This window comes from Clostridioides sp. ES-W-0016-02, from assembly GCF_020641035.1.
Lineage (GTDB): Bacteria > Bacillota > Clostridia > Peptostreptococcales > Peptostreptococcaceae > Clostridioides.
Map to the genome: position 1 here is coordinate 41,790 of NZ_CP061362.1, position 12,726 is coordinate 54,515.

A 12,726-nucleotide genomic window follows, 5' to 3' on the forward strand; every position below is an offset into this window, starting at 1 on the left:
AAAAAGAACATTCATTATGAATGTTCTTTTTATTTTATATAGTAGTTATTATTTTACTTTCAGTTTATCTACTTCACCTGTTGCATCTCCAAAATAGGCAACTATCTTATCTCTAAGTAAAAATACGGCAGTGGCTATAACTAAAACAACAGATATTATAATAACCAACTGTAAAAGCTCCATTCCATCTTCCCCAGCCATGGCTCTTTTACTTCTGTCTATAAGTCCATCTTCTTTTGTTAAAAGATTTTTAATTTTATATGTACTTTTAGTCAAGAAATTATTTTTCTTTTGAGACAACCCTTTAAAAAAAGCACTGCATTTGTTTGTATTACAACTTTCTGTTTTTATTAATATTTGGTTATTCATATATTTTTTTAGAGTTTGTGGCTAAACTCCTTTCCTCCTTTTTTTTATTTTTTTATTATATTAATTTATTTTATATATATAACTAAAATTGGTTTTAAAGTATAAGCATTTGAGAAATCATAGGTAAAGATATTGCTATTAATAATAATAGTAGTAATGGAGCTTGGACTAAGGTAGCCATAATTTGTCTTGTATTTATTTTCTTATGAATTAATTCCATATTTAAATCAGTTATTTTTTTGGCTTGATTGCTAAAACATTCTTTTATATTTATTCCTTGTTCTGAATTTAATTTAATTAAAGACCATAATTCCCTTACTTCGAAAATATCTATTTTTTCATATATATTCTCAATACATTTTTCTTGAGAATTTGTTTTACTATCAATGACAAATTCTTGGGCTAATTTACTCCATTCTGTACCTGTGTATGGTATTGAGCTTTCTATCGCCTTAACAAGCGTCATATCTGAAACTAAAAAACCTTGAACAACATTTATAAAGTCAGGAAATCCAGATAATATCTTTAATCTTTTCTCCTTGACTGCATTCTTTAACAAAAAATTTAATATAAAAAATATAATAGACCCCCATAGTAATGCTAACATTAGATTAGCTATACTATATACAATTAACCCAATTATAACTGCTAATATTTTCATAGTTATATCTAAGCTTATAAAAGTAGCTGGAGTAAAATATTTATCCCAATTACACATTTTTAAGTCCTTCTCAAGTTGTGTTAAATCTTTCTTTCTGTCAATCTTAGGAAGAATATATGTTGATACAGGGGTTGTTATTTTTTCTATAAATTCTTTATTTTTTTCTTGCTCAGATTTTCGTTTTTCTGTTTTTTGTAACTGTTTTAATCTTTTTTTATGTAAAGATTCATCTTCTTTTGAAAAAAGAATTCTCAATATATTTCTTACAAGTGGTATAAAGATTAAAAATGCACATAATGCAGATAACCATTTTAACATGTTAACATCCATTTTTAATATTACTCCTTTCTTAAAACTATTTAATCTAATGGAGCTCCTATTTTAGCATTTATAAACCAAACGCATAATAAAATAGAAACAAATATACCAGTCAATCCCATTTGACCTATTTTTTCATTTATCATAAAATCCAGATATCCATCAGAGACAAAAGACTGATATATCATTAACACTGGAATAGCAAAAACCATTATATATGATTCTCTAACAGGCCCCATAATTTCTTTTCTCAAGTCTCGCTTGATTATTCGATTATCTTCATATTGGTAAAAAGATGTTGTTAAAATTTTTATTTTCGACTCTTGAGAAGACAACATACTTGATACTTCATAATAATTACTAAATAGTTTTAGATATTTGCTACCTGTTCTTCTTGCAAGAGAAGAAAGAACTTCTTCAATTGGCGTACCTAAATCGATATCAACTACTGATTTTTTTAATTCAGAGTATAGAGGCTCACTTCCCTTAAAATCTGGTAAAGTCTCAACTAAGGACTTAGATATGTTTTTATTTATTTTATATCTTTCGATAATAATTCTAATAAAAGAGCCTATTTGAGATTCCATCTTTGTTACCCTTTTATTAGATAAAGTTTTAAAAAATTGCCATGGAACAGAATATCCTATAAAAATAAATACTATAGCTAAGATAATATTTTTTAGTAAAATCATCATTATAAGTGGTAGTGAGATAGCCATAGCAATGCATATGACACTATATTCTCCATAATTGATGTTATATCCAGCTTGTAAACAAGTTGTTTCCACTTTATATTTTTTCTTAATACTTGCTCTTTGGGACATTTTTTCTTCTATCTGTTTTTTTACAGAGACATCTGAAGATCTAAAATGTTTATTCCCAAACCTTGATTTTATCTTAATTTCTTTATTTTTATTTGCTACTTTACTTAAAACCAAAGCTGTTGCTATATATAAGAGCAATGTTATTATTGTAAATAAAACATATTTGTTCAAACATAAATCACCTCTTTTTATATAATATATACATATTATTTTTTTATAATAAAAAATTGTATATCTTTAAGCAGTCCATTCATCTGCCATATATCCAGATAACTCTTCTATTTTTATTCCTTTTCTAAGCATCTTATCTGCTTTTTCTTCAGATAAATTATTTTTAAAATCAAAATCTTTTGTTCTAAAATTAAATTTTACGATAGGAGTTGTTATTATTCTACGTGTATTGTTGTCAAACTTTATCTCTGTTATAGAAGTAACTCTCCTACCAATTCCTGGTATGTCATCTTGAATTAATATATAATCTAAGGCTGACCCAATAATACGCTCTACGACATCCACTCCTAATGTTGGCATTTGCATTAGATATTTAGTTACCAATCTGTTTATAGCGTCAATTGCTGTACCTGCATGCATAGAAAAAATAGTGGCATGGCCAGTTTCCATTGCTTCAACAGCAGACTCAGCTTCGACACCTCTAACCTCCCCAATTACAATATATCTTGGCTTTTGTCTAAGTGCTATCTTGACTAAATCTCTTAAATTAATATTAGATTTATCTTTTTCATCGGATCCTTCGCTGGTAACAAGCTCAAGAGTATGGTCATTTTCTGGGAACAATTCTCTTGTATCTTCACAAACCAGCATCCTTCTATTCATCTGTGCTACAAAATAATCAAGAAGAGCTCTCATTGTAGTTGTTTTACCTGAACCAGTTATACCTGCTATGATAAGATTACAACCCCCTCTTATCAAAGTTCCAATAAAATCAGCCACTTCTTGTGTCATACATTCTTTTTCTATGATTTGAGGTAGTTTTATGTGGTTTTCACTATGCTTTCTGATTGTTAAGACATATCCATTAGGGCTAATAGCTGTAGACAAAGCATTATATCTATCTTCATATAAATCAAAGTCTATACTTTTAAATTCTCCATTATCGAGCATGGATTTATCTGCTTCTTTTAATAATCGTTCTATAAAATTTTTATAATGTTCATCTGACTTAAATGATTTATTAAATTTTATTGGACTTTCTGAACCTTCTCTCTCATAATAGATCTTGTTTTTTGAAAGACAATATACATCTGTAACTTTCTCATCGTACATTAGTTCTTTTATAGTGGAATATCCAAATAAATCCTCAACCATTTCTAAAGCAAGCTTTTGTAATTCATTTTCATACCCCCTTACTTCAATTCCACTTGAATTAATCGTCGAAACTACCATATCCATATAGCTTTTCTTTTTTTCTCTAAAGTATTTCTTATCTTTTTTTATTATCTTATTTTTATTTTCTAATTTTAAATCTACATCTTCAGACATGGCAGACTTAAAATTTTCATTCACTTTTAAAAGTTCATACGCTTCATCATAGTCAAATAGGTAGCTGTTTCCTTTTTTATTTGAACCTATATTTTTAACTATATCTTTATTGAAGGAATGGAACTCTTTATTAATAGCCATATATTTTTACTTGTCTCCTTTCTTTGAAATTTATATATTATATAAAAAAAAGAAAATTATATAATAAAAAATATGACTATACTAAAATAAAAAAAAGAACTATATAGTTCTTTTTTTATTTTTTGCCAAACAATGAAAATTTTTTCTTTTTTGTTTTATTTAGCTTTTCGTTTATACTCATTCTATACTTTTGGTATTCTTTGTATAACCAATCAAAATTTTCTATTTCACAGATTTCTTTAGCTACCTTAGCTAATTCAAGTCTCGCTTTTAGAGTATAGTTTGTGTTATCTAATACAATTGGAATGCCTTGATACAGTCTATTTAGAAAAATCTCTTTAGGGATTTCTGGTATTTTTGCTATCACATTAAATCCATTCTCCTCAAGCATATCTGATTTAAAAGTCAATTCTTCAAGCATGCTTTCTCCAGTTAAAATCTTATAATCTTTATCTATATCCTCATTCAGTATATATTTAATTTTATTAAGCACATTTATGTTCTCTAAAGTCTCTTTGTATTTACTATTATTTCTTATATTATTAAAATCTAAATTTAATATATAATAAGCAGTATTACAAAGTCTTAAAAGAGGATATGTAGAAACATGGTCCAGTGCTGAATTAGTATCTATAATAATAACATCAAAATCATCTAATATGTTTTCTATTAAATAAGTATAATGATAATTTTTTATATTTTCTATTTCTTCCATTGTGAACTGTGAACCTGTTAATGCCCATAGGTTTTTACAGTTTTTATATTGCTTAAAACAACTTCGGATATATTCATTTACAGACTTTATTTTAAGTGGATCATCAACTAATGACTCTCCTTCATTAACTATTACTGTATCTATTTTCTCCATTACATTTTTTAAATTTTTATTATTATCTTCAATCTGAAGAAGAGTTCCTACTGATAAATTTTGTAAATCTGATTCTACAATTGCTACTTTTGGGCGAGAACCATCTTTATTCCTTCCATACTTAGCAATATTAGTAGCAATATTTGTGCTTAAAAAACTTTTACCTGTACCTGGCTTAATAGATGAAATTACATACACATTTTTATATCCCTCTTTTTCTAAGTCTTTAACTTCCTTTTCTTCTTCTATCTCTACTATTTCATCTTCATAAATAACATTGTCTTTTTCATATTTTAATAAATATTCTACCTGTTTTCTTGTATTAGGATTTTCTATTAAATGTACTATTTCTCTTGGCTTAATTGATTTTTTATGTAAAATATCATATATACCAGCTTTCACCAACACTGCCAATTCTTTATATTTTTCTTTATTTTTTTCATCGACTTCTCCTGCTAAAAAGATTATTCTTAGTTTTGGATACTCTCTTTTTATTGTTAAAAGTAACTCTAATATACTTAATCCTGCCCCTTTTAGCATTTTAGATATTATTAATAAATCTGGATTTGTTTCCTCTATCTTTTCAATTAGATATTCTTTATTTTCAACTTCTCCAACTAACTCCATACCTACTTTGGGAATAACATCAATTTTTATTTTATTATCAAGCGTTGGTTGTCCAATAGACAATAATATTTTTTTCATTTCTTCACCCCTATTTTTTTATATAATCTATTTTTGGAATATTACATCTTACTATATTAAAAAAAATAGTTATGTGTAATATTTAACCTGTCTTAGTTAATTACTTGTAATAATATATCTTATATAATATATAAAAAATAATTACTTTTCTTTTACTTACATAAAAAAAATGTTATTAAATAAATTATTTAATAACATTTTTTATTAATATTAATTTTCTGGACTTGATTCTTGTGTTTTTATATTTTTATATTCTCCTATTGTATACCCAGAAGTTCCTGTGTCTTGACTCTCTTTAAATCTACCAATAATTCCAATATCTCCATCTTTATGTCTTGCATATATTTCTTCTGCTTGTTGTGCTGTAACTGCTACAGTAACAATACTTAAAGAGCCACTTTCAACTACTTCCCCTTTTTCATTGGCCAAAGCTTGAGTCCCTTCTGTTTGGTCTACATATTTTTTACCCCCATCATCAACAACATTATAAACAAGAACATCTTGCATAAATGTCTTTGCATATGTAAAACTATCAGAAGTATCATTATTTTTTGAATCCCCTTGTTTAACAAAAGTTAAATCAACCCTATCTCCTTTTTTCAAGTTGCCTCCAACTGCATCTTTCATTTCAACGGGAATAGATACTTTTCTAAGATTAGATAAATCTATCTTTGCAAATTCATCAAGTTTAGCTGGGTCTTCTAAATTATTCTTAATTGCATATTCTGAACGATATACATTTGTGGTTAATATCTTTCCATTAATATCTTTTTCATTTGTAATCATGCTTTCTGTTATAATGTCTTTTGGTTTAAATGTTTTTATATAATCACCTTTTTGGATTACAGTATTCTCTTGAATATTTCTACTATACTGGTAAACTGCAACAGGTTTTACTTGAGACTGAGTGAAAAAGAATACACCCCCTGCAAATAGTACAAAAAGAGAAAATTGTAGTAATATATTAGCTTTGTTTTTTATATTTTTCATTATTAAAAATTAAACCCTTTCTTATTATTTTATTATTACATTATAGATGTCTAAAAAAGATTTTTTCATTTCTTTATTTTTTTTATTCTCTAAAATTAAAGGTAATCCATTAAAATTAGAATTTATTAGTTCTCTGTTTAAATTTGGTATTGTTATAATAGGGAAACCTTCTAAATTTAAAGAATCAGACACCCACTCATAAATTTGATCTTTATTAAAGTTTGAATTATCATATTTATTTAATAAATAATAGAACTTCTCTCTAAAATTTATTCCTTTTTCATCCATTATTTTAGTTTGTAATAGATTATTTTTTATAATAGATGCATCTTGTGCGATTGTAAAAAAGATCTTTGCTGAATATATTAAAAGAAGTTCTGATAATTCATTCTGCATATCATTTGTTGCGTTTATTATTATAAAATCATATCCTTTTTGCATAATTAAATATAGGTTTAAGTCCTTTATTTTATTAATTGGAATTTCATATTTTTCTTCTACATATTTTTGAGAGAAAAACAAGAATTCTAATGTCTTTGGAAATTTTAAATAACTCTTATATAAGAGTTCATATTCATTTAAAAGATTATTTATTGTAACAATACTTTTATCAATTAAAATATAATCATTCTTATCTATACCTTCTAATGCTGTATCAATTCCAACTTCATCAAATCCTAAATAGAAAATATCATTTATTGAGCTTCTCTCATTTAAATCAATGTATAATACCTTTAATCCCTTATTTGCCAAATCAACAGCTACATTAAAAGATAATTGAGAATTACCTACCCCTTGTTTAGCTCCTAAAAAACTTATTATTTGTTGGTTTGTTTTTTTTACATATGTAAACTTTTCTTCACTACTTTTAGCCAAAGAAGATTTATTTCTCAATGGTTTATTTTTTTTAATAATCTTCCTTTCTTTTTTTTGTTTCTTATCTTCTTTTACTGAAACATCTTCTTTTAAATAGCCTTTCATTTCTGTTTCTTTTTCTATATTTAATTCCTCTTTGTTTTCTACTATTAGTTCTTCTTCTATTTCAATTACATCTTCTTCTATATTAATTTTTTCTTCATTTGTATTTATATCTTCATCTATTATTAAATTTTCATTTATATTGATTAGTTCTTCTTCTATTAAGTCTTCTTCTATATTTAATTCTTCTTCCTCTATCACTACTACTTCTTCTGTTTCTTCTACTTCATTATCTTTTAGCTCTTCTATCACTACTTCTTCTTCTATTTCTTCATCCTCTATTACTATTTCTTCTTCTATAACTATATCTTCTTCATCCTCTATTACTATTTCTTCTTTTTCTATATTTGTTAGTTCATCTTCTATTACTAACTCTTCTTCTTTTATTTCATTTTCTATTTCTCCTTCAAATATTATTTTCTCTTCTGAACAATCCTTTGGAATTTTTTTATCATGATACTCTATATTTTTTATTGATTTTAAAGGCTTTATTTCTTTCTTTACAACCTGATTAATCTCACTTGCTTTTTTTATTAATTCTAAATCTTGAGCTTCAAATAATTTTGTATTTTTTTCTGTTTCTCTTATCTTTGGTAAAAATTGAGCTACATCATTTAATATATTTGGTTTTATTATTTTATCTATAATGGAAAAAGCATCTATATTATTTCCTACTATAATGTCATACACTCTAAATTGGACTAATGATGCAAGAAGAGCATCTCCAATTCTTCTATCTTTAGATATAAAAATTATTCTTAGTTTAGGGAAAGGAAAACACAAAGTTAACTCTTGTACCAGTCTTAATATATCAACTTTACCTGGCAACCCCTCTCTAATAATCAAGATATCAGGAGTGTTGTTAATTATAGATTGCATTACACCTTCTCTATAAACAACTTCTCCCACAAACTCCACATCCTCCCCAATCTCTTTTTTAATATATTCAGTATTATCAATTAGATATTCTTCTAAATCTTTAAATGCAACAGCTAAACAAATTTTAACCACTTTAATTTTCCTCCTTCTTAATCTTTTAAAACATTATATACTATGACATTATTTTTAAAACTTTTTAAAGTTTAATATCTCTTAAATAAAAAATCAACTTATTAGATTTTATTTTTTTATTTAGAATATTTTTCTTTAAAATATCTAAGATACATTAAATTCAAAAATGTTTATTTTTTTAAAAAGTTTAGATTGGAGATGTTATTTTATGAAAAAGGTAATTTGTCTTAACACAGACAATGGGATGAAGCTTATTATATTATTGACTTGCATAAAAGTTAAAGGTATTAATTCTTGTACATTAGAAGAAGGAATGAACACTGTATTAAAAGTAAATGGATTGTTAAAAGATAAAAATGATAGATTAATAGGAAGTTTTAATTGTAATAACAATAAATATAAAGAACTCTTACCTAATACTAAAACAGGGTTGGTTTTAAATAACATTTGGGATTTTTTAAATAATCTAAGTTTTGGAACAAAAGAACAGATGAGTTTATTAAAAGACTATAATTTTAATATGTTAGAAGATATTATTGGTAAACATTTTGAAGACGTTTTATCTTTGTTGGAAAAAAATAATTTAATGAAAGATAGAGAATTTTTATTTGGTTCTAAACTATTAATAAATCCTTTGCCAAAAGATGTATTAGATAAGGTCGATTTTATATTTAATTCATAACATAAATAGACTCTTTATTTTAAATAAAGAGTCTATTTATTATGATTCTTCAAGACATCGTATACTTAAATTATCATCAGAAAAATGATATATTCTGCTAAAAGCATCAATCTTACACAAGGCTGTCTTTAAATCAAATTTAGTTAACCTTTTTATGGTAGTATAATAAATATTTTCATTTTTTAACACATCTGATGATGATAAATTCACATCTTTTTTTATATTGGAAACAATGTCTTCACAGACAATTATTAATTTAACATCTCTCTTGTTATAATAATTAAATAATGAACTATTTCTCTTTAAAAGCTCCATACGTCTAACAACATTTAATTGATTCCCAGTATAAAAATCAACTAAAAATTCATGTTCAATACCTTTCTCTGTTTTCTTTATATAATAAGGATAAATATCTCCTCCTAATTTATCTTTTAGATTTTCACCTTTTGAAACAGAATATCCATGTTTACTTTTTATTATATTTTCAAATGCTTCTTCTTTTTTACTTAACTTGGGTATAATATTGTTAAAGACTATTCTTAGAAGTTCTTCTTTTGTTCCGACTAATAGTTCAAACTTCTCTCCAAGAAGGTCCAACATCTCATCTATAATAGTTTTTTTAATTACATTCTTCCTATTCTCTACATTTTTAACATTTTCCACTATAAATAAGACTATCACTTTATTGCTTACTAAATCCCATTCAGTTGAATTTAAAAACATTCTATAATTTTTCCATTTAAGTGATAACTGCTTTTCACTCTCAGTACCCATGTCTAACTCTAAAAACAAATCTAAATCCATGTCTTTTAATCTTAAAAGCCCATCTGGTCGAATATTTTGATATTGAGAAACATATTTTTCATCAAAGTACTCTGTCTTTAGGTCTAATTGCTTATACTCTAAAGCTACATTAAAATCTAAAACAAATTGATTTAAGAATATTTGGTGTGGTATTAATCGAGATAGTAATTTTAAATCTGATGAACTATTATATCCCTTTACAATTTTATCTTTATTGATAGTATTTACATCAAGACAAAACTTCTCTCTAACAATTTCAACACCTATCTTTGTCAGAAACAAAGCAGAATTATTTTTATTAAAAAAAACTTCTTCAAGTAAATCTTTAATTATAAAAAAGTTTATTTTTATATCTATAAATTGATTGAATGAAAATTCATTTATATAAAAAGTTCTATATATTTGTCTTATTGTTAAGCACCTATGTATATATATATGATATAGTACATTAAGATCAATATCACTTAAAGTATTTTTTATGTCATAAATATTATCTTTTTTCAATTTCGTTAACCTCTTCTTTCTTATGTATAAATTATTATACTTATTTATAATAAAATCATTCTTCTTTATACATAAAAAGGTAATTGCCTAAATACAATTACCTTTTTATATATAAAAATTATTTTAAAAATATAATGTAAAAATATATTTATAATTATTTCAAATATTGATATAATTATAAAAAGTAAATTTCTTGTTGAATATTAAAAATATTATTAATCTCCATTATAACTCTTGCCCACATAGGATTTTATCTGTTTAACCATATCCCTCGTGGAAAATAGTCCCATCCTTTTAGAATGATATTCTAAACAGTCTTCTGTTGGATATCTTTCTTCTAATATTTCTCCAAGTTCTTTACAAATAACATTTACATTAAGAGTTTTACCAGTAGGGCATCTTCGAATAGCCTCTTTAATTAGGACTATTTTAACCCTTGAATTAGGTGCTTTTTCTTCTTCAACTATAATAACATTTTTTTCTTTCATTAACTATAATCTCCTATTTTATTATTTAAGATTATAGTCTACTTTAACTTTTTTATTGCTTATTTTAAATGAATAATTCTGTACATTATTATTATAAAACGTTTGTTCTTATTAGTCAATATTTAAAGGCATCTTATATTATTACTTTTAATTAATTTCAGTACTATTTTTATATTACTGTATTTTACATATTTCTACGTTATTTTCTTATATTTATTCTTTTTTCTTAAAATTTTCATTTTTCATATTTGTTTATTTTTCTATATTTTAAAAATAAAATATTTTTTATATTAAACGTGATTAATTGTGGTATAATATATATAAATGCAAAAACTATAACTTAAAAATTAATAAAAATATAATAAGGAGGTGAATGTTGGTCTATAACCAACAATAATATGAATCTAAATGACTTATTAACTCTCAATGAAGAATTTGCCCAAAAAATTAAAAATGATGATATAATAGACGACGATTTAATAGAAAACGCTATTCAGCAATTACACAAAATAGACAAAATAGACAAAGATATAAAGGACCTACTCCTAAAAAAGTATGAAGAGATAAAACAGGAAAACAAAGTACTAAAAGAAAAGGAAGATCTATTAAAAAAGATTGATGATGCTCTGCAAAGAGGTAAAAATGGTGAGTTTATACAATTAGAAGAAATAGAAGAACTTTCCAAATTTTTAAAGGAATCTTCAATTGATACTGATACAAAAAATATCTTAAATAGTAGAATTTTAAAGTTAAGAAGAAAATATGCTCCAATAAAATCTACTCGCTGGGATTTATTTGTGGAAGATATGGCTAAATTAGAAGACATTGAAGAGATAAATAATTTAATAAATGAGATAAACGCAACTTTAAATAATAAAAATCTTTCAGAGGATACTTTTAATAGAATAGACAATCTCTACAAAGAAGTATTTCCTGCTATAGATGAAAAACTTGATGAAGTTGATAGACGTAGAGCAATAAGCTTATTTAATAATAAAATAAAAGTACTCTACAATAGACTTAAGAGAGTCACAGATACTCGTTTTGGAGATTGGATAAAAAAGCTTAGAAATGAAAAACAATTAACCTTCAAGGAGTTGGGGGCATTATCAGATGTATCTTCATCATATATATGTAGAATCGAGGATGGAGATAAGAGAGCTCCATCTATGTCAGTTGCATGTGCCTTGTCAGATGCTTTAGGACAAGATAGATCAGAACTGTACAAAATACTAAATGTATATCCTCTATCTGAAAATATAAAATATAATCCTCCATCTGGAAATGTAGATGAATTAGAAGATTTATTGAAAAATAGCAATTTTTTAATAAATGGAGAGCCTGCAACAAAAAAACAAAAAAATAATCTAATAAAATTAATTAAACAAACTCATCCATCTGAGAATGCAGATGAATTGGAAGATTTGTTGAGAAATAACGATTTTTTAATATATGGAGAACCTGCAACAAAAAAACAAAAAGATAGTCTAATAAAATTAATTGAACAAATCGTTGAAACTGAATGGAAAGACGAAACTAAACTTGATGGACTTTTCAAAATCAAAGAATATATAGATACTTTTATAAATGATCTTAGTAATTAAACCTTAAACTATTAGTTATAAAAATACCATTAAAACATCTACAATAGCTCTTGTAGGTGTTTTTGTTTTAATAATTCAAACATAGGTTCTATATATTTATATTACCAAATCTAAAAAGATTTTTCAACCTTTACTCAATAAATATATAAAACCTCTCAAAAACTGAGAGGTTTTATATATTTATTTTGGATATAGTTCCTAAATTTAAATACAAAATTTGTTAAAGTTTACTTTCTTATTCTATCCTCATATTAATAACATTGAGGATGAAGCATATTA

General features: G+C 25.1%; 11 protein-coding genes. 2 read left to right on the forward strand and 9 right to left on the reverse strand.

All coding sequences use genetic code 11. The features are described 5' to 3' along the window. Positions 1-48: 48 nt before the first annotated feature. From IC758_RS19710 to IC758_RS19740, 7 genes are all read right to left on the reverse strand, one after another. On the reverse strand, positions 49-276 hold the full coding sequence (locus IC758_RS19710; RefSeq protein WP_227861012.1) for a hypothetical protein: 228 nt from the start codon (positions 274-276) through the stop codon (positions 49-51). A 187-nt stretch (positions 277-463) separates the two neighbouring features. Next, a complete protein-coding gene (locus IC758_RS19715; RefSeq protein WP_227824977.1) occupies positions 464-1,360 on the reverse strand; it encodes a type II secretion system F family protein in 897 nt (298 codons plus the stop codon). A gap of 29 nt (positions 1,361-1,389) precedes the next feature. Next, positions 1,390-2,343: a type II secretion system F family protein gene (locus IC758_RS19720; protein ID WP_227824978.1), complete on the reverse strand. Its 954-nt coding sequence runs from the start codon at positions 2,341-2,343 to the stop codon at positions 1,390-1,392. A 66-nt stretch (positions 2,344-2,409) separates the two neighbouring features. Then, a complete protein-coding gene (locus IC758_RS19725; protein ID WP_227824979.1) occupies positions 2,410-3,813 on the reverse strand; it encodes a CpaF family protein in 1,404 nt (467 codons plus the stop codon). A gap of 115 nt (positions 3,814-3,928) precedes the next feature. Beyond that, positions 3,929-5,386 carry an ATPase gene (locus IC758_RS19730; RefSeq protein WP_227824980.1) on the reverse strand — a complete coding sequence of 486 codons (1,458 nt, stop codon included), beginning with the start codon at positions 5,384-5,386 and terminating at the stop codon, positions 3,929-3,931. A gap of 210 nt (positions 5,387-5,596) precedes the next feature. Next, entirely contained in the window at positions 5,597-6,376 is a 780-nt protein-coding gene (locus IC758_RS19735) for a Flp pilus assembly protein CpaB (protein WP_227824981.1), read from the reverse strand. Between the two features lie 24 nt (positions 6,377-6,400). Beyond that, positions 6,401-8,365 carry a ParA family protein gene (locus IC758_RS19740; RefSeq protein ID WP_227824982.1) on the reverse strand — a complete coding sequence of 655 codons (1,965 nt, stop codon included), beginning with the start codon at positions 8,363-8,365 and terminating at the stop codon, positions 6,401-6,403. A gap of 208 nt (positions 8,366-8,573) precedes the next feature. Between IC758_RS19740 and IC758_RS19745 the strand changes: the two genes are divergently transcribed. Continuing rightward, the gene (locus tag IC758_RS19745) at positions 8,574-9,047 is read left to right on the forward strand and encodes a hypothetical protein (protein WP_227824983.1); all 474 of its coding nucleotides are present in this window, start codon (positions 8,574-8,576) and stop codon (positions 9,045-9,047) included. A gap of 39 nt (positions 9,048-9,086) precedes the next feature. On the opposite strand, the gene IC758_RS19750 is transcribed toward IC758_RS19745, so the two are convergent. Together IC758_RS19750 and IC758_RS19755 are read right to left on the reverse strand one after the other, a co-directional pair. After that, positions 9,087-10,355, reverse strand: coding sequence for a replication-relaxation family protein (locus IC758_RS19750; RefSeq protein WP_095903729.1), 1,269 nt, complete (start codon positions 10,353-10,355; stop codon positions 9,087-9,089). A 215-nt stretch (positions 10,356-10,570) separates the two neighbouring features. Then, positions 10,571-10,843 carry a hypothetical protein gene (locus IC758_RS19755; RefSeq protein ID WP_227824984.1) on the reverse strand — a complete coding sequence of 91 codons (273 nt, stop codon included), beginning with the start codon at positions 10,841-10,843 and terminating at the stop codon, positions 10,571-10,573. 398 nt (positions 10,844-11,241) lie between these two features. Here IC758_RS19755 and IC758_RS19760 point away from each other — a divergent pair, with 398 nt between their 5' ends. Next, positions 11,242-12,447 carry a helix-turn-helix domain-containing protein gene (locus IC758_RS19760; RefSeq protein ID WP_227824985.1) on the forward strand — a complete coding sequence of 402 codons (1,206 nt, stop codon included), beginning with the start codon at positions 11,242-11,244 and terminating at the stop codon, positions 12,445-12,447. The last annotated feature ends 279 nt before the right edge of the window (positions 12,448-12,726 follow it).